Source organism: Shewanella sp. SR43-4 (assembly GCF_014163845.1).
Classification (GTDB): domain Bacteria; phylum Pseudomonadota; class Gammaproteobacteria; order Enterobacterales; family Shewanellaceae; genus Shewanella; species Shewanella vesiculosa.
On sequence record NZ_JACJEB010000005.1, the window covers coordinates 213,959 to 233,030 of the forward strand.

The window sequence follows — 19,072 nt, forward strand, 5'->3', positions numbered from 1 at the left end:
GAAAATGGGTAATACGTGAATAACCTGTTTAGGGTTTATTATGTTGCGCGCTCGTCATTGTTTTTAGCTGCACATAACAAAGAAGCTCCCTAGGGAGCTTCCTGTGTCATTGGCGATTATTCTTCGTCAATCACTTCTTGATAACCTTCGGCATCAAGCAGTCCATCAACTTCTGATTCGTCAGAAGGCATAACGCGGAAGAACCAGCCTTCACCAAAAGCATCGCTGTTAACAAGCTCTGGTGAATCTTCTAGAGCTTCGTTTACCGCAATCACCTCACCTGAAACCGGTGCGTAAATGTCTGATGCTGCTTTAACAGATTCTGCTACGGCGCAATCTTCACCGGCAGTGACTGTGTCGCCGACTTCTGGCAATTCGACAAATACCATGTCGCCTAGTAACTCTTGAGCATGCTCAGTAATACCCACTGTGTAGCTTCCGTCTGTTTCTTTACGGATCCACTCATGTGAAGATGCATATTTCAAGTCTGCTGGAATAGTGCTCATTATTGTTGTTCCTTAATCAGATGTTCTAATACTTAATCAATAAATTCTTTTTGGGTAAACCGCAACTCATTTTATTGAATCTTTAGAAAGCTTGTTTACCGTTACGTACAAAACTTGGGGCGATGACTTTTACGTTAACACGCTTTTTACGCATTTCAACTTCAGCTATCGCACCAATACCATTAGGTACACGGGCCATGGCAATAGAATAGCCTAATGTTGGCGAAAACGACCCGCTGGTGATCACACCTTGATGTTCAACACCCTCAGCGTCGGTAAAAAAAACAGCCATATCATGGCGTAATACGCCCTTTTCTTCCATGACTAAACCGACTAATTTGTCAGTGCCAGCCGCTTTAATTGCAGTAAGTGCGTCACGGCCAATAAAGTCACGATCGCTTGGCTCCCACGCTACGGTCCAGCCCATGTTAGCGGCTAACGGATTAATTGACTCGTCCATGTCTTGACCGTATAGGTTCATGCCCGCTTCTAAGCGTAAGGTATCACGCGCACCTAGACCACATGGCTTAACGCCTGTATCTAATAGCGCTTGCCATAAGGCTTCTGCTTCGGCTTCTGGCACTATGATTTCGTAGCCCGCTTCACCTGTGTAACCTGTGGTGGCAATAAATAAGCTGCCAGATTGCACACCAAAGAATGGCTTCATGCCTTCAACGGCAGCATTTTGCTCAGCAGAAAATACGCTAGCCGCTTTGGCTTTAGCATTAGGGCCTTGCACGGCAATCATCGCAAGCTCTGGACGTTCAGTCACCACCACATCAAATGCTGCAGCTTGCTTGTTGATCCAAGCCATGTCTTTGTCGCGGGTTGCGGAGTTAACCACGACACGGTAATGAGTGTCGGTTAAGTAGTAGGTGATAAGGTCGTCGATGATGCCAGCGCTTTCGTCTAGCATTCCGCCGTAAAGGGCTTTACCTGGTACGGTAAGCTTGGCGACATCGTTAGCAAGTAACTTACGTAAAAAGGCACAAGCATCTCTGCCGGTAACGTCAACTACCGTCATGTGAGACACGTCGAACATGCCTGCATCTTGACGAACTGCGTGGTGTTCTTCGATTTGAGAGCCGTAATTAATCGGCATGTCCCAACCGTGGAAATCAACCATTTTGGCTTTAGATTCTAAATGCTTGTTAAAAAGTACGGTTTTGCTAGCCATTATTATCCCTTTTTTTGAGGCCTTTCTTATGTAGGTTTTTGATAAAATGCGGCCAAAATTATACTCCGCAGACCTACTTTGTATACAAAAAATTTTTCTAATCCGAGTCCTGTCGCATTAGTTTAGCTAATCTATTGTTGTAATTTATTTACATAATTTTTTACAATAAAAACGCCGACTTAGCTGTATAGACTGATATTAAACAAGTTTCTATATTCGCTACGATGAAATTGGCTCACGACAAAGTTTAGGTAATGTCATTTTGTTACCCATAGCCTGTTTGATGAACACTGTTTTCAGCCCAGCGACATTATCAACTAGGGTTAGGCCTATGTCGCGCATGGCTTTCTTAAGCGGATTGCTGCCGGCGAACAATCTTTTAAAGCCTTCCATGGTGGCAATCATCTCCATGGCTTCAGCTTTACGCCAACGTTCAAGGGCGCGCAAATGACTGTATTCGCCTAAATCTTTGCCTTGTTCGTGCAATTGGCTAAAGGTGTCGATAATACTGGCGGCGTCTAAAAAGCCAAGGTTAACCCCTTGGCCAGCAAGCGGATGAATAGTATGGGCAGCATCACCAGCCAGCACTAATCGATGGCGGGCAAAATGGCGCGCATAACGCATACGTAATGGGAATGATTGCCGCTCGCTAATCACCTGGCACAGGCCTAAACGACCATCGAGCGCGGCGGTTAACGTTTTGCCAAATTCGATATCGTCTAATGCTAATAATTGCTCGGCTTGATCGGGCGATACCGACCAGACGATGGAGCATAAATTATCGTCATACAAGGGCAACATGGCTAGCGGACCACCGGGTAAAAAGGCTTGTCTGGCGGTCGCATCGTGGACTAACTCAGTGCGTACAGTAGCCACTATGGCATGGTGGCCGTAGTCCCAAAATGTCAGAGGAATATTGCATTGTTCACGCACCCAAGAATTGGCTCCGTCGGCGGCCACCACCACTGCGGCGCTGATGTTGTCGCCACCGGCTAGGGTTAGCCAGGCTTCACGTTCACCAAAGGCAATGCGTTCAAGGCGTTGACCTTGTAAATGAGTTAGATTGCTGATTTCGCTGGCGCGCTTAGCCAGTGCATAGCTAATGGCATCATTTTCGATAATTGAGCCTAAATAGGCTTCGCTAATACTGTGAGCGTCAAATTCAATTTTGCCTAGACCGTCTTTGTCCCAAACCGACATTTTTTGGTAAGGGCTAACACGGCTGTCATCAAGGTATTGCCACGCTCCGAGATTTTCGAGCAATTGTTGGCTGGCTTTGTTAACGGCACTAACACGCAATTTGGGCTCACCACTCACGGCTTGGGTTTCGCCAGCATCAATGACCACCACATTAAGGTCGGCATTCGCTAAGCCAATTGCCGTTGCCAGCCCGACCATACCACCGCCAACAATGGCAACATCATATGTTTGAGTAGAAAACATGCTCAATCCTTACCTTAAAATGAGTTAACGCCAGCCCATTGCGGTTTGTGCGATGGGACGTTTTAACGGTGGTAGCCAAGACAATAAGCGTAAACCAAGATTGCGACCCGCTACCATCGGCCAATATTGGTTGGAAAAGCCACGTACTAAAAATTCGATATTACTCAGCGTGCTGTCGCGATCCGCTTGGCGTGCGGCTAAATACTGATGCAAGATAGCATTACTGCCGACATCGACCTCGGTTGAGGGATGGGCTAATTGATACGTACTGAAAGCCTGTTTCAGTACATCCAGTAAGCCCACAACATCACGCAGGCCAAGATTAAAACCTTGTCCGGCAATTGGGTGTAGGGTTTGCGCCGCATTACCAATAAAGATGCAGCGATGGTAAATCGGTCTTGGCATGTACGATAACGTCAGTGGATAACTGCTGCGCTGACCGACATCAACGAAGCGACCAACTCGATGGCCAAAGGCTTGTTGTAATGCGGCTAAAAACTCGGCTTTGTCGGCATGTTTTAGTTGCTCTGCTTGAGTAGGCGGTAATGCCCACACCACGGAAAAACGCGACTGAGCAGCACTGGCTGACACGGCAGTATGCGCCGCAGCGGTCATGGGCACTGAACTCATAGGCAGCAGAGCTAATGGCCCTGTTTGGGTAAAGCGTTCGTAAGCCCAATGCTGGTGCGGCTGGTCAGTACTCACATTGGCGACAATGGCCGTTTGATCGAAATTGATTTGTTCTGTGGGTTGGCCAAGATGTTGACGCACCACGGAATTAGCACCATCGGCAGCAACTAATAACTGGCAATGCAATTGCGTACCGTTATCTAAAGTTAATAAGTGACCATTGGTTTGAGTCTGCAACTCAGTCACGGTAGCCGGACAAAACACCTCAACAGATGATTTAGCCAATTGCTCAAACAACACTTTGCCCACTTGGGCTAACTCAACCACCTGCCCTAATGCTCCTAAACCAAGCGGTTTAGCGTTAAGTTCGGTCATACCAAAGTGGCCGCGATCAGAAACATGAATATTTTCGATCGCCGTGCCTAGATGCTGCAACTTGGGCCAAATACCTAAACGAGTCAGTTCGAAAATAGAACCGTGCGCAATGGCAATGGAGCGAGCATCAAAACCTGGGTGATTATTGCTCGCTAGGTGGGCTTCGATTAAGGCGATGCGCAGCGGACGCGACAAGGTGGCAGATAACTTAGCTAGCCCGAGGGCTAACGTGGCTCCGGCCATGGCGCCACCGACAATGGCAATATCAACATTAAGCTGTGCTGTGATGGTGTGTGCTGTGGTCATACGCTGCGTTGCTGCCTATACCAAAAATGTTAGTGGAAAGTTGAAGACTCATCGGTGTCATTCAATGGCATGTCTAAGCCAAACTCTGAGTAGCATAAAATAGCTGACATTCTGACAAACTCTTGTAGCTCAAAGTAAGCAACTTCTGACTCTTCGTCATCACCAACATCAAATTCTACTTGAGCAATATCGGCCAGATCTTTAATCACTTCACGTACATCTGGCGATGCTTTGGCTAGCTGTGGTTGAATAATGGCAATGCCGGTTAAAAAGCTTTGAGTCCACAGGGCTAACGCTTCGACGCGATCGCTTAATGACGCTTCTTCTTCTGGCAATAAGAGGGTAAAACCAAATTCGAAATCCACTAATCGATTAACCGTGTCTTGATACAATTCGCTGATCAGCAGTTGTAAATTAGGCTCTAACGGTTGCCCATCGTTCATTAACTCAACTAACGGTGTTAACCAGGCTAAATTTTCTTGTTTAACGCCACCACAAATAAGCCCAACCAGTGCGCCGTGCACTTCTACTGGATGCTGGCCAACTTCTGCGTAATCTAGGGCCTGTTTTAGTTTTTCAATACATAATGAAGGTGGGGTTGCCATGGTTAATTCCTAATAGCGCAATATCTGCATCAATGCTAGCAGAGTTAGGATGATGCTCCAAATGCTAGTGTGTAATGTGGTTAAATTTGTGAGCCATAAAGTGACTATAATAATTGACAATGAGTGTATTTGTTCAGACAACCAGCAAATAGTTAAAAAGGCGCGTTGTTGCCTTGCTCTTTTAAATTCAGCCCTATATAGTTCGCCACATGCTTGAGTTTAACTAAGGATCTGTGGCGACATTATGAGTAACAGTGCTGTTGATATCACCCTATTAGGGCGCACCTACTCTATCGCATGTCCAAAAGGACGCGAAGATGCCTTGCGCACGGTAGCCAGAGAAGTTGAAAACCAACTGACAACCTTAAAATCTCGTACTAACAATTTGAGCCGTGAAGAGCTGGCCATTATGGCAGCATTAAACATTGGTAATGAACTGTACGAAGAAAAGCAAAAGAATAAGCAGTACATGGCGCAAATGGATGAGCGTATTTCGTTATTGCAATCAACCTTGGAAACATCGTTGGTTGAACGAAGCCGCTAGGAAGGCTAGACTAAGATTTAAGAATGAAGCAAAGCTTGATTCAACCAGTTTTGCTCCCTGAGATATTCGCCAGTTGGCTAAGTCCCTGTGCCGATAATTACAAACCCAGGGTGAATGCTTTTGTTGACATTGTGCATGCTCGGCTAGTACCGAGAAGCCTTAGGAAATGAACATTTACCCGCCTTGAACCTACGGTTCAAGGGCTACGCCGGCAGCGGTATTTTGGGGAGCATTCTAATTTTATGACCATCACTCGTTTTATGACTAACACAGAAAATCGTCCGGTTACGTCAACATCTTCGGCACGTATTAGCTACTTTGCCACCCCTTCTGAGTTTCAAGAACCGCTGTTCGATAGCACAGACATGAGCCGCGACAACATTCGCCGCCATGTTCGCCAAGAGCGAAATAGCCTTAGTCCTGAAGAACAAAGCCAATTAGCCTTAATTGCTAGCCGCCACATGCTTGCTGAAATTCAAGCTCAGTCGGCTAAGCATGTTGCCTTGTATTTTACCCAAGACGGTGAATTAGCGACTCAAAAGCTGATTGAAGCATTATGGGATCTCGACATTAACCTGTATTTGCCTCGGCTTCATCCGTTCAGTAAAGGCAACTTACTGTTTATTCGTTATGATCGCGATTCTGTGATGCTTGAAAATCAATACGCTATTAAAGAACCACAATTGAATGTGCAGCATGTTATTACTGTCGATAAACTCGATATGATCATCACCCCTTTGGTGGCATTTGATGAACACGGTAATCGTATGGGCATGGGCGGCGGATATTACGACCGCACTTTGGCACAAGTGGTCGATAACAAGCCGTTAGCAGTAGGCTTTGCCCACGATTGTCAGCAAGTGAGCCAAGTTCCTACCGAGTTTTGGGATATGCCTTTACCAGTGATTATTACCCCAACGAGGCGATTAGCTATTTAAAATAGCTTAATACTATTAAGGTCGTGGCGCTTCGCCCACACAAGACCAAGAAGGGGGAAACTGCTTTCCCCTCTTAGATCTCCCCGCCAGCTCCGGCAAAATGTTAGTCCTCATAGCATAATAAAAATCACCCAACGACTCAGATGGTACATCTGATGTGAATGGACTGACGGATGTCGTGATGACATGGATGTCAAAAAACGACCATGCCCCCCGAGCCTGTTACATATCTGCAAAACAGGAGTCTACATGCCTTGAAACACAGGCATGTGTGATAAAGGCCATGATGTCACTACGGCATTTTCATCATGCTATTTCAGACACTTTGGACGCAGACACCTTGATACTGCAGGTTCCTCTTATATACCAACTAGACTTTGTAGAAGGTAGGAATTAAACATAACAGAATAGAAAAAGCCCCATCAATAAACGCTATTGATGGGGCTTTTTCATTATATTGCTTAGGTAAAAATAGGCTTACACAATTGCTTTCTCTAATGCTTGGCTAACATCGGCGATGATGTCGTCTATGTGTTCAATACCCACAGATATCCGCACTAAGTCTTCTGATACACCTGCTTTAGCTAACTCTGCGCCGCTCAGTTGGCGATGAGTGGTACTGGCTGGGTGACAAGCCAGTGATTTAGCGTCGCCGATATTGACCAAACGAAGCACCATTTGTAATGCATCAATAAACTTACCACCAGCCACTTTACCCGCTTCAGCATTGGCGGCTTTAATGCCAAAACTAATGATACCAGAGGCTTTACCGCCAGTGATTTTTTGGCAAGTTGCATGGTGTGGGCTGTCAGGTAATGCAGCATAGTTTACCCAACTAATGCTTGGGTGTTGCTGCAAGTATTCCGCTAGTGTGAGCGCATTACTGCAGTGACGTTCCATACGTAAACTTAGGGTTTCTAAACCTTGAAGTAATAAAAATGAACTGTGTGGCGACAATGCTGCGCCAGTATTGCGCAGTGGCACAACTCGACAGCGACCAATAAATGCCGCGGGGCCAAAGGCGTCGGTATAAACTACGCCGTGATAAGACGGATCTGGCTGATTAAGTATCGCAAAGCGTTTTTTATTGGCGACCCAATCAAATTTACCCGAGTCGATAATTACCCCACCAATAGTGGTGCCGTGGCCGCCAATGTATTTAGTTAATGAGTGAATGACAATGTCGGCGCCATGATCAAATGCGCGGCACAACACTGGCGTGGCCACAGTATTATCGACAATTAACGGCACCCCATGTTTGTGGGCAATATCGGCCAAACGCTGTAAATCGACAATATTGCCGGCAGGGTTACCAATTGATTCACAAAATAATGCTTTAGTGTTGTCATCAATTAACACATCGAGGCCATCGAAATCATCAAAGGCTGCCATACGCACTTCAACGCCTTGGCGCGGTAATGTATGCGCAAATAAGTTATAAGTGCCGCCATACAATTGGCTAGTACTGACAATGTTGTCGCCTACTTGAGTTAATGCTTGAATAGCATAAGTAATGGCCGCCATGCCAGAAGCTACAGCCAGTGCACCAATGCCGCCTTCTATCGCCGCTAAGCGCTGTTCCAGTACACTGGTTGTGGGGTTCATTATGCGGGTGTAAATATTACCGGCGACTTTTAAGTCGAACAGATCCGCCCCGTGTTGGGTATCGTCAAAGGTGTAAGAGGTAGTTTGGTAAATTGGCACTGCAGCAGCTTTAGTGGTTGCTTCTGACTCGTAACCATAATGTAACGCCAGTGATTCCAGTTTCATGTTTGCTGCAGTCATAGTAACTTCCTTCAGGTAATAGGCTGTGTGATATTGCACTGCTATCCACACTAGCAATTAGCCATCTAGAAGTCTATGTTAAATTATCGCTTCACACTTTTTAATGATGCTGTTGACTGGCTATTTTAATTGTCTGCCGCCATCAACCGCATAACTGCGACCCGTAACATAATGACTCGCATGCAAATAATCGATTAAGGCGATGATTTCATCATTACCCGCTTCTTTTGGCAAAATCGCTTTAGCTAACGCTTTTACTTTATAAGCATCATCGTCATGGTCGTTAAATAAGATCATCGCTGGGGCAATAGAGTTCACTTTAACGTGCGGTGCTAACAAGCTGGCAAATGACAGTGTCATATTATGCAGTGCAGCTTTACTGGCAGCATAAGCAATGTGCTTTTTACTGCCCTTTTCGGCAACATAATCGGTAATATGAATAATGTTACTGGCACCAATACTGTCGTGATTGATTTTAGCCGCGCTAATAAGCAATGGCGCTAAAGCAAGGTTGATTTGATAAGGCGCAGTGACATGAATTTGCATCATTCTCGCCATGGTGTCACTCGGGCTTAAACCGCTGTTGTCGGGCAACCAGTCGGATGCATTATGAATAATGGTATCGAGGCGATCGTGATGCTGATTGATGTGGCTAATTAAGCCATCAATGGCGCCTGCATCGGTTAAATCGCATGAATGTAAACTCGCGCCTAACTTACCCAACTGCTCAATACTGTCGTAGTGAGTGCGATAAGTGCCAATAACATGATGACCTTGAGCCAAATAATACTTAGCCAGTGCATAGCCAATACGCTTACCTACGCCAGTGATCAGTATTGTTCGTTCCATAATGTTGCCTTTATTGGTTGTCGCTCTGATAACGTGTGACTTTATCATAAGCAAAATTAGATGGTTATCTCAAAGTAATGGATAATGAAACATTTACCCTACCGACTAATAATGACAAAAGATAGTCGGTTAAATTATAAAAAAATGACTCCGCTAATGGGAGTCATTCAATCATGATAATACCGCGGTTTACTAAGCTAGAAATTCAGCGCGGCTAGCTGGGTTGGCTTTAAAGCAGCCACCAAGTGCAGTGGTTTGAGTGCTTGATGAGGTATCCATGATGCCACGAGATTTTACGCAATAATGGGTGGCATTAATGCTCACGGCAACATCATCGGTGGCAAGCAAGGTTTGCAACGCCACTAAAATTTGCTGAGTTAAGCGCTCTTGAACTTGAGGACGCTGAGCAAAAAAACGTACGATACGGTTAATTTTCGATAGACCGATAATGTTGTCTTTGGGGATGTAGGCCACCTTGGCAAGCCCGTCAATAGTAATAAAGTGATGCTCACAGGTACTGACCACACTGATGTTACTGATCTTAACCATCTCTTCAACACCCATTTTATTATCAATTTGGGTAATTTTAGGGAAGTTAGCATAATCAAGACCTGAAAAAATCTCGTTGACGTACATTTTAGCAATGCGATGCGGCGTTTCAGCCAAACTGTCGTCGGTTAAATCGAGCCCTAAAGTAGACACAACCTCAGTCATTAAACCTTTAATACGCTGATATTTTTGCTCGCTAGTCATGTCACTCGGTACCAAAGGGGTTTCCAGTCCGTGAGCAACTAACGCTTGTTGTACTTTTAATGCTTCTGCAGACAACTCTGCACGGGTTATGTCATTAATGGTCGTCATAATAACATCCTTAATATTGGGTTAGGCTTGATACTCTAAAGATAACGATACAGAATCTGCGAATCGCAATGCATGCGGCTTATCAATAGTGACCCGAGCTAAAGTAACAGTTGGGTGTTCACGGCAAATATCTAACACGTCTGCAACCAATTTTTCCAGTAACAAGAAACGCCCTTCTTCTACATGCTGAATCACTTTTTTGGTGATGATTTTGTAATTTAGCGCATCGGCAACGTCGTCGGTTTGAAACGATCGATCGGCTGGATAATGGATCTCAATGTTGATCACCACATCTTGCTGTTTTTCGCGCTCGTCTTGGTTAAAACCAATAAAAGTACGTAAACGTAAATTGGTGACCTTAATAATGGCTTGGCTTAATGGCATTATTTAGCCCTTGTGAATTGTTTTGAATAGATACGCGAGGGTGCAATAAAAAGATCATAAATATTGATTTTGATCGGTTGAACCGCCTGTTGCATTAAGGTGAGAACATAAAGGTAAACTAGCTGGGCCTATTGTGCGTACAATGATTTATATACACATTAGTTCGAACGAGGTTAATGATGGAACTGACGGTTTTTTACGATGGCACTTGCCCGCTTTGCCTCAATGAAATGAAGCAATTGAAGCGTTACGATAGCTTAGATCGCATCAAGCTTGAAGATATTAATGCCGATGATATTAATGATCGTTTTCCTGATTTAGACGTGGCACACGCTAATACCGTATTACATGGATTACAAGCTGATGGTAGCTGGCTTTATGGTTTAGATGTTACCGCTAAAGCATGGGGCCTAACCGGTAAACATGGTTGGATAAAACTGTTGCGCTTGCCATTAATAAAACCGCTTGCCGATATTGCTTATTTAGCTTTTGCCCGCAATCGCTACCGGATATCTTATTTACTCACTGGCCAAAAGCGCTGTGATAATGGTAATTGTAAGGTTAAATAAGCGCTTCATTTATAAAAAATAAGGTATGAGATAAGCTATGAGTGAGTCAACACAGACCTTGGTAGTTATTGGGGCATCATCGGCTATCGCCCAAGCCTTTATCGACCATGCCATTGCTGCTGCTTTGAAGGGGCTTGCTGACAAGGCAGAACAAACTGATGATTTAGCCTTAAATGTTATTACTGTTAGCAGGCAATCCGAGCTGACATTAGCCAATCTAAGTAACAAGATTACCCACCAGCATTTTTATTGTAATTACCAGCAAGCATCGATTATTGATTGTGTTAACAGTATCGGCAAGGTCGCAGGCAAAATCAGTCGCATTGTGATGTGTAATGGTATTTTGCATTCACAAACAGCTGACGTGCAAATTCAGGCTCAACAACCTAGCTTGATGCCAGAAAAACGCATTGAAGATATTAATGCTAATGCCCTAGAGCAATTATTTTATGCCAACAGCATTGTGCCCATGCTGTGGCTGAGTGCATTGACGCCGTTATTATCGCAAGTCCGTCATAAGGTAGACGCTGACAATAAGTGTGTGATCAGTATATTGAGTGCTCGGGTCGGCAGTATTTCTGACAATCGTTTGGGTGGCTGGTATGGTTATCGCGCCTCAAAAGCGGCGTTAAACATGCTGATTAAAACCACAGCCGTAGAATATGCAAGACGACTTAAGCGAGTTAAGTTAATTGCGTTTCATCCAGGCACCACTGACACACCATTATCAAAACCTTTTCAAGCCAATGTACCTCAAGGTAAATTATTTACCCCAGAGTTTGTCGCCAGCCAGTTGTATCACATTATGGCCAATATTGAGCCAGATGGTGAAGCCAGTTACTTGGATTGGCAAGGGCAACAGATTAGTTGGTAAATGAGTTGCTAGCGGACTTGATAAGGAGTCGGTTAGCCTATTGCTCATGGCCAGTGTTCAACAATCTCTGCTGTCTATAAGCAAACTGTCATCAACACGATTAACCCACCATCTGTAATAAATGACGTTTCCCTATGGTACTAAGGTGCCAAATAAATAGTGCTGTAATTGCTTTATTCTGAGAGTACTGACTCGGATTGTAGTGAAACCATGTCGTTGACATCACTTTGCTATGAAACATTACACTATGGGCGATCACATATGCTGTCATTGCCGCTATTGAATTGAGGAAACCGATATTATGTCGACGTTACAAACAGGACTACAAGGCAAAGTGGCGCTTATTACTGGCTCAACTAGCGGTATTGGTCTAGCGACTGCACATGTGCTGGCTGAGCAAGGTTGCCATATCGTATTGCATGGCCTGATGGCTCATGATGAAGGGCAAACTTTAGCTGCTGAGTTTCGGGCACAATACCAAATCAACACCTTTTTTAGCAATGCTGACTTAAGAGAGGCTGACTGCATACATGAGTTTATCGACAGTGCGGTTAATGCCCTAGGCAGTATTGATATTTTAGTGAATAACGCCGGCATTCAACATACACAAGATGTAGCTCATTTTCCGATAGAAAAGTGGAATGACATCATTGCGATTAACTTGTCTGCTGCTTTTCATACTATTCAACAAGTTATCCCTACTATGGCTGAAAAAGGCTGGGGCCGGATCATCAATATTGCCTCAGTGCATGGTTTAGTCGCCTCAGCAAATAAAGTGGCTTATTGCGCGGCAAAGCATGGGATTGTGGGCTTAACAAAAGTGGTCGCGATTGAATGTGCCGAACAAGGCATTACCGTTAATGCAATTTGCCCTGGTTGGGTTGATACCCCGCTTATCGGTAAACAAATTGACAGCATTGCAAGCGATAAAAGCTTGAGTTATGACGAGGCTAAATACCAACTGGTAACCTCAAAACAGCCATTACCAGAAATGTTAGCTCCTAGACAAATCGGCGAGTTTGTTTTATTTCTTTGTGGTGGTGCTGCAAGAGGCATTACAGGATCAGCGCTGCCGATGGATGGTGCCTGGACGGCGCAATAGGCTTAACTAATCTTAGCTTTAACTATTAGCATCCGGTTTAGCCTTATATAATCACGTCAACCCGCATTAACTGTTTGTGAGTGCGGGTTGTTTTTATTAGTAGAGAAGACTTGGCCAACTGAGCCACTAGCCAAGATAATGGTGCAGTTAACAAACTAATATGAGATCAATTAGGCCTTGGCCATAAACGCTGCTATGTGTTGATAGGTTGCCATACATTCCTCTTTGACTAAGTCGTGCAGCAACATATAGGCATGGATCATGCCGTCGAACGCATGGTGCTCAACCTCCACACCCGCAGCAGTTAAGGCATTAGCATACGCTATGCCCTCATCCCTAAGCGGATCGCAACCTGCGGTAAAAATCAGTGTTTTCGGTAAGTGAGCGTTAATGGGACCAAGCAAAGGTGAAGCCTGTTTAACTTGCTCTATCTGTTGCTTTGACAATGATTCGGACAGTTGAAAATACTGCTCAAAATACCACTTTATACGAGGCGTTTCGAGTAAGAAGCCGGTGCCATTACTATCAAGTGATGGGCTGCTTAATGTGTAATCGACACTGGGATAGATCAAAATTTGTTGGTCTATCTTAATCTGTTTATCGGTTAGACTTTTCATGCTTAAGCTAGTGCAAATAGCACCACCAGCACTGTCACCAATAATGGTGACTGAGTCTTGATGGTTAACCTCATCGAGTAACTCGGCATAATGGATCAGTGCATGTTCACAGTCATCAAGCCCTGCAGGGTATGGGTATTCAGGCGCGAGTCGGTATTCAACCGATATCACCACGCACTGCACAATACTGGCTAGATGACGGCAAATCGGATCGTACAGCGCCACACTGCCACACATATGACCGCCACCATGAAAGTGCACCAACACAGGCAAAGGCTGCTCTGGTGCAGGGCTATACACTCTGACTGGAATAGCTCGGTCGGTTAACGTAAACGCCTTGTCGGCAATATAGCTCACTGAGGGGGAGTCACTCATTAGTGCGCCAAGTTTATTGAGGTTTTCGCGTAATATCGCTGGGGTAAATTGGACATTATTTTGTTTAGCCAAGGCAATATTGCTGTTAGCTAAGGCTAGAAAATCAGTCAGCTTAGGGGAAACGATTCCTCGCATTAGATTAACTCCTTTGGTTTGCCTGTTTCTGGTAGAAAATAACTGCCCACAAACACAGTGCCGCTGAGTATGGTAATCATCACAAATGAGCCAAAATAACTGCCATCGCTTAAATCAACCAGCTTACCAAATACCCACAACACGATAGTAGAAACCAGATAACTGATTGACCAAAATAGGCTAAACACTACGGTGATTTTTTGGCCGGTCATCATAGGCAGTTCGTGAGGAATAGACACTAAAGCTGTCACGGGGAAAAAGATAAAAAAGCCCAAGACTATGGCACATAAAACCTGTAACCAAGGCTGAGTACTAAAGGATAAACCCAAAACGGTGATAACAATAATCAAGCCACTCCAGCGAATAATCGGCAGGCGTAACGGATTTTTGCGACTATAAAGCATCCCCGCAATCGTGCCGACAATCCCAAAACCAATCACCCATTTGCTTTGACTTATTCCCGCTTGAGGATAGAAAGTAAATAAACAGATGTAAAACGACAATAATCCTGAATAAGTAAACGCATAAGCCCAATTAAATTGATCTTTTAATCCCTCAAGGTAACCGTATATTGCGGGCTCTGCACCTGATGCATGAACAGTGGGTGCTGGAGTATCAAACTTAACCAGTAACCAGAGTATGGCTAATACCAAGCTAGCGGCAGAAAATAACACTAAACTGCTTTGCCAACTGCCCGTAATAGCGTTAATACCTGTCATGCCCCATAAAATAATCGCCGTGCCGACGTTAAATGCCACCGCATTTAAACCATTAATGACTGGGCGATCTTCTGGTGCAAACCACAGCATCACAATGGGGTTAAAGTACACAATCATAAAGGCTCCGCCTAAGCCCATCAAAAAGCGGCTCACCAGCAGTAATTCATAATTGGTCGCAAAAGGAGTCACTATACCAACGACAATTAATAGCGCCGCGAGTAAAAAGGCATACTTTATACCAAACTTTACTGCCACATAAGCGGCGCTAAAGGTGCCGACAATTTTAGCCAAAGTGACGGCACCACTGATAAAACTTGCTGAAGCTAAACTATCTATGTGCATCGATGCCATGATGCTGCCCATACTCGCGGTGCCGCCAACCCATGCCATGGCAAAGAGAACATAACTCGTAAAAACCAGACCTTCGACCAAATATCTATGGGTTATTTTCATAGGCGTAATGTAAACCTTCAATGACACAAATGTAGGTTAATCATGTTATCTGATGGGTATGGATAAATAAGTACTACCTTAGTTCACCGCGATATTAAAAATCTTTATCAAACAGGACGTCTAGTGTAGTTTCGCTAACATATAAGAAAAAATGATTGGGGAATCACTTGCAGGCTTGGTTATCTATTGACACTTGGTTGATCAGTTCCATTTCGATTGCTTATCTTGCAATGCTTTTTGTGGTGGCGCAGTGGGGACAAAATCGCGCCATAAAAAAGTTAAGCCAGAAGCCATGGGTCTATAGCCTATCATTAGGCGTGTGCTGCACCTCATGGGCATTTTATGGCACTGTGGGTCAAGCAGCAACGACAGGGACTTGGCTTGCTCCCATTTACATTGGTTCGATCATTTGTTTAGTGCTTGCTTGGCCAATGTTAATGCGCACTTTGCAAATCATTAAAAGCCAAAACCTGACCTCAATTGCTGACTTTATTGCTTGCCGTTTTGACCGCTCACCTAAAATTGCTGCTAGCGTCGCCATAGTGTCACTGCTAGGAACGATTCCTTATATCGCCTTGCAGTTAAGGGCTATCAGTACCAGTTTCGACTTACTGACAGGCACCTTCCAGTCGGGCATTAGTACCGCATTTGTGGTCACTATCGTATTAATTATTTTCAGTATTTTATTCGGCACACGTCAATTATCGGCCAGTAAACATAACCAAGGCTTAGTACTGGCGATCGCGTTTAGCTCTATCGTGAAATTGTTTGCCCTTACCGCTGTCGGTATATTTGCCACGTTTTATGTTTTCGATGGCTTTAGCGACCTACTCAGCCAAAGCCAAAACATTACCGAAACCACCCATGCAGACTCTACTTACCTTGTTATCTCGCAGGTGATTTTAGGCGCGATTACTATCTATGCATTACCGCAAGAATTCCACATGATGATGATAGAAAATAATCATCACCAGGAGCTTAAATCCGCTCGTTGGATGGTGCCGCTATATCTGTTACTGATCAATATTTTTGTATTACCTATCGCCTTGGCTGGGCAGCTTAGCTTCCCCGGTGGTAGCGTGGGCGCCGATACCTATGTACTCACACTGCCGCTATTTTATCAGCAAGCTTGGTTAGGCATATTGGTTTATATCGGTGGACTTGCCGCCGCAACGGCAATGGTTATTGTGGCCGCTATTGTGCTAAGCACCATGATTTCGACAGAAATCCTCACCCCATTATTATTACGTCTGCCGAAGTTTAATTCCCAGCAAAAAACCCCACAACTGGCGGGAATGTTATTAAATTTAAGGCGCATATCTATCGCGGTCATCTTGTTATCAGCCTTTGCATTTGAACGTTTTATTAATCAGCAAAATCATTTAGCCAGTATCGGCTTACTATCGTTTGTATTGTTATCGCAGTTTGCACCAGCCGCAGTTGGCGCCTTGTATTGGCGCAGTGCAACCACTCAAGGCGCATTTGTGGGGTTAATTATGGGCAGCATTGTTTGGCTCTATACCCTACTCTTGCCGGTTACGTTCCCTGATGCCCAATGGGTTAACCTTGGCTTATTTGGTATCACTTGGTTAACACCGACAGCATTGTTTGGCTTAACTGATTTAGACAACATCAGCCACGGGGTGTTTTACAGTTTAGCGGCTAACATCGGCTGCTTTGTGATCATTTCACTGGTTAAAGAGCAAAGCATTGGCGAGGTGCTGCAAGCCGATTTATTTGTTAATCGAAAACCCGTTCAGTCAGAGCGTCACTTGTCTGTAGATGATTTAGCCAGTTTGCTAAATCGGTTTATTAATAAAGATGAAGCTGATGCCCTGCTCGCAGAATCCAAAAAAATCGCTGGTAAAGATCAACAGCAACAGCTAGTTGATTACACGCGTTTGAAACTGTCTGGGGTGCTCGGTTCTGCCTCAACACGCATGGTAATGAGCGCTGCATCTCGCACCCAACATGTTCCCTTAGAAGATGTGGTGAGCATTGTCGATGAAGCCAGCCAAATATTTGAGTTTAACCGTGAACTACTGCAATCTGGCGTTGAAAATATTGAGCAAGGCATTAGCGTTGTCGATGCTGATATGCGCTTAGTTGCATGGAATCAACGCTATATTGAACTGCTTAATTACCCTAAACACTTTGTCAAAGCGGGGCTTCATGTTGAACAGCTGATTCGATTTAACATCGACAGAGGCATTATCGTGGGTAACGAAGCCCAGGAACTCATCGAAAAGCGCTTAGAGCATATGCGCGGGGGTAGCCCGCATCATTTCCAGCGAACTATGCTCGATGGAAAAGTATTAGAAATTCGCGGTCAAGCGATGCCTGGCGGTGGATTTGTGAGTACTTTCACGGATATTACCGCACATATTGAAGCAGAAAAAGCCTTACAACTGGCGAATGAAACATTAGAAAAACGGGTAGAAAGCCGCACCAAGGAACTGGAAAAAGCCAAAGCAGAAGCCGAAGCGGCCAATAGCAGTAAAACCCGCTTTTTAGCCGCAGCAAGCCACGATTTAATGCAACCTTTTAACGCATTAACCTTGTTTACTGAGATGTTAAAACAAAGAGTTAAGTCGACTGAACTGCATGATTTAGCAACTAATATTGAAGATTCTCTAAATGTAGTAGAAAGTTTACTATCGGATCTAGTAGAGATTTCACGCTTAGACAGTAATTCGTTAAAAACCGAAAAAAGCCAATTTGCCATTGACGATTTACTGTCCACACTGGTTAATGAATTTAAAGCATTATCGGTGCAACAAGGTATAGATTTTAACTATCAAGTCTCTTCCTGCTTTGTACACAGCGATCAAAGGCTATTACGGCGTATTATTCAGAACTTTTTGTCGAATGCATTTCATTATTCACCTTCAGGCAAAACGCATCATCAAGTCATATCTAATGATGCTAAACCACACCATAAAACAAAAAACACTCTTAAGCACAGCGAGTTTGTGCCTAAGGTGTTATTAGGTGTGCGGCGGACTGAAAACGCCTTGTTGATACAAGTTTGGGACAATGGTCCGGGGATCCCTGTTAATAAGCGCCAAGCCATTTTTTGTGAGTTTGAACGCTTAGAGCTGACTCGCGAAATTCCGGGATTAGGCCTAGGTTTGGCGATATGTGACCGTATCGCCAAATTACTCAATGTAAAAATATCACTGCATTCAGAAGTGGGAAAAGGGACTTGCTTTAGCGTTGAAATACCGCGAGTGTCGCAGCAGAAAAAGCCGGTGCATTTATTAGACATTGCCGAAGAGGAGATCAGTCGCGACAACCTAAATATGACTGTACTGGTTATCGACAATGATGACCTTATGTTGAAAGCGATTTCTTCATTACTCAGTGGCTGGGGATGCCATGTGATTACCGCTAAAGATCAACCCAGTGCTATACAGCAGCTGGCCGATAATCCACAGCCAAAATTAATTATTGCAGATTATCACTTAGAAGATGATAAAAATGGCGTTGATTTGGTGCAGTACTTATTAGCTCAGCATACCGATAGCATTAACAAGCAAACCACCTGTGTTATTTGCTCTGCAGACCCTTCAGAAGCAGTTAGACAACATACTAGCAGCGCTCAATTTAGTTTTGTACGCAAACCGCTTAAGGCGATTGCCTTAAAACGGATTATTAAACAACTTATGCCTTAGATTGATGACATAGAATTGATGACATAGATTTGATGACATTGTATTGATGAAATTGTATTGATGACATTGTATCGACAGCATAATGCTCACGACATGTTTAGAGTCGGTTGATTAGATTTTGTAATTATAGATGCCGCTTAGCTAAAAAACG

Annotated in this window: 17 protein-coding genes and 1 other RNA gene; 7 read left to right on the forward strand and 11 right to left on the reverse strand. The window is 44.2% G+C overall.

The window, feature by feature from the left end; genetic code table 11:
* Positions 1-116 precede the first annotated feature (116 nt).
* The 5 genes from gcvH to H5123_RS07630 form a co-directional block, all read right to left on the reverse strand.
* Entirely contained in the window at positions 117-506 is a 390-nt protein-coding gene (gene gcvH / locus H5123_RS07610; RefSeq protein WP_124015465.1) for a glycine cleavage system protein GcvH, read from the reverse strand.
* A gap of 82 nt (positions 507-588) precedes the next feature.
* Positions 589-1,683, reverse strand: coding sequence for a glycine cleavage system aminomethyltransferase GcvT (gcvT, locus tag H5123_RS07615; RefSeq protein WP_182697565.1), 1,095 nt, complete (start codon positions 1,681-1,683; stop codon positions 589-591).
* 219 nt (positions 1,684-1,902) lie between these two features.
* Positions 1,903-3,126 carry an FAD-dependent oxidoreductase gene (locus H5123_RS07620; protein ID WP_182697566.1) on the reverse strand — a complete coding sequence of 408 codons (1,224 nt, stop codon included), beginning with the start codon at positions 3,124-3,126 and terminating at the stop codon, positions 1,903-1,905.
* 24 nt (positions 3,127-3,150) lie between these two features.
* A complete protein-coding gene (ubiH, locus tag H5123_RS07625) occupies positions 3,151-4,437 on the reverse strand; it encodes a 2-octaprenyl-6-methoxyphenyl hydroxylase (protein ID WP_182697567.1) in 1,287 nt (428 codons plus the stop codon).
* A gap of 29 nt (positions 4,438-4,466) precedes the next feature.
* Positions 4,467-5,042 (reverse strand): UPF0149 family protein, encoded by a 576-nt coding sequence (locus tag H5123_RS07630; protein WP_124015461.1) that lies wholly within the window; start codon positions 5,040-5,042, stop codon positions 4,467-4,469.
* 244 nt (positions 5,043-5,286) lie between these two features.
* Here H5123_RS07630 and H5123_RS07635 point away from each other — a divergent pair, with 244 nt between their 5' ends.
* From H5123_RS07635 to H5123_RS07645, 3 genes are all read left to right on the forward strand, one after another.
* Positions 5,287-5,586: a cell division protein ZapA gene (locus tag H5123_RS07635; RefSeq protein ID WP_101086040.1), complete on the forward strand. Its 300-nt coding sequence runs from the start codon at positions 5,287-5,289 to the stop codon at positions 5,584-5,586.
* Positions 5,587-5,637: 51 nt separating this feature from the next.
* A non-coding RNA gene (ssrS, locus tag H5123_RS07640) (6S RNA) lies at positions 5,638-5,819 on the forward strand.
* A 9-nt stretch (positions 5,820-5,828) separates the two neighbouring features.
* Positions 5,829-6,524 carry a 5-formyltetrahydrofolate cyclo-ligase gene (locus H5123_RS07645; protein WP_124015460.1) on the forward strand — a complete coding sequence of 232 codons (696 nt, stop codon included), beginning with the start codon at positions 5,829-5,831 and terminating at the stop codon, positions 6,522-6,524.
* A gap of 477 nt (positions 6,525-7,001) precedes the next feature.
* Here H5123_RS07645 and H5123_RS07650 read toward each other — a convergent pair whose 3' ends face one another.
* The 4 genes from H5123_RS07650 to folX form a co-directional block, all read right to left on the reverse strand.
* Entirely contained in the window at positions 7,002-8,294 is a 1,293-nt protein-coding gene (locus H5123_RS07650; protein ID WP_182697636.1) for an O-acetylhomoserine aminocarboxypropyltransferase/cysteine synthase family protein, read from the reverse strand.
* Positions 8,295-8,429: 135 nt separating this feature from the next.
* Positions 8,430-9,158, reverse strand: a complete 729-nt coding sequence (gene folM, locus H5123_RS07655) for a dihydromonapterin reductase (protein WP_124015459.1) — start codon at positions 9,156-9,158, stop codon at positions 8,430-8,432.
* Positions 9,159-9,350: 192 nt separating this feature from the next.
* Positions 9,351-10,019, reverse strand: a complete 669-nt coding sequence (gene folE / locus H5123_RS07660; protein WP_182697568.1) for a GTP cyclohydrolase I FolE — start codon at positions 10,017-10,019, stop codon at positions 9,351-9,353.
* A 21-nt stretch (positions 10,020-10,040) separates the two neighbouring features.
* Positions 10,041-10,403 (reverse strand): dihydroneopterin triphosphate 2'-epimerase, encoded by a 363-nt coding sequence (gene folX / locus H5123_RS07665; RefSeq protein WP_124015457.1) that lies wholly within the window; start codon positions 10,401-10,403, stop codon positions 10,041-10,043.
* Positions 10,404-10,582: 179 nt separating this feature from the next.
* Between folX and H5123_RS07670 the strand changes: the two genes are divergently transcribed.
* The 3 genes from H5123_RS07670 (at position 10,583) to H5123_RS07680 (ending at position 12,948) form a co-directional block, all read left to right on the forward strand.
* The gene (locus tag H5123_RS07670; RefSeq protein ID WP_124015690.1) at positions 10,583-10,972 is read left to right on the forward strand and encodes a thiol-disulfide oxidoreductase DCC family protein; all 390 of its coding nucleotides are present in this window, start codon (positions 10,583-10,585) and stop codon (positions 10,970-10,972) included.
* Between the two features lie 37 nt (positions 10,973-11,009).
* The gene (locus tag H5123_RS07675) at positions 11,010-11,846 is read left to right on the forward strand and encodes an SDR family NAD(P)-dependent oxidoreductase (RefSeq protein WP_182697569.1); all 837 of its coding nucleotides are present in this window, start codon (positions 11,010-11,012) and stop codon (positions 11,844-11,846) included.
* 301 nt (positions 11,847-12,147) lie between these two features.
* On the forward strand, positions 12,148-12,948 hold the full coding sequence (locus H5123_RS07680; RefSeq protein ID WP_182697570.1) for a 3-hydroxybutyrate dehydrogenase: 801 nt from the start codon (positions 12,148-12,150) through the stop codon (positions 12,946-12,948).
* A gap of 170 nt (positions 12,949-13,118) precedes the next feature.
* Here the strand turns inward: H5123_RS07680 and H5123_RS07685 are convergent, their stop codons facing one another.
* Together H5123_RS07685 and H5123_RS07690 are read right to left on the reverse strand one after the other, a co-directional pair.
* Positions 13,119-14,075 carry an alpha/beta hydrolase gene (locus tag H5123_RS07685; RefSeq protein ID WP_182697571.1) on the reverse strand — a complete coding sequence of 319 codons (957 nt, stop codon included), beginning with the start codon at positions 14,073-14,075 and terminating at the stop codon, positions 13,119-13,121.
* A complete protein-coding gene (locus H5123_RS07690) occupies positions 14,075-15,247 on the reverse strand; it encodes an MFS transporter (protein WP_182697572.1) in 1,173 nt (390 codons plus the stop codon). The genes H5123_RS07685 and H5123_RS07690 overlap by 1 nt, the downstream gene beginning before the upstream one ends.
* A gap of 167 nt (positions 15,248-15,414) precedes the next feature.
* Here H5123_RS07690 and H5123_RS07695 point away from each other — a divergent pair, with 167 nt between their 5' ends.
* Positions 15,415-18,921, forward strand: coding sequence for a sodium:solute symporter family transporter (locus H5123_RS07695; protein WP_182697573.1), 3,507 nt, complete (start codon positions 15,415-15,417; stop codon positions 18,919-18,921).
* Positions 18,922-19,072: the final 151 nt, after the last annotated feature.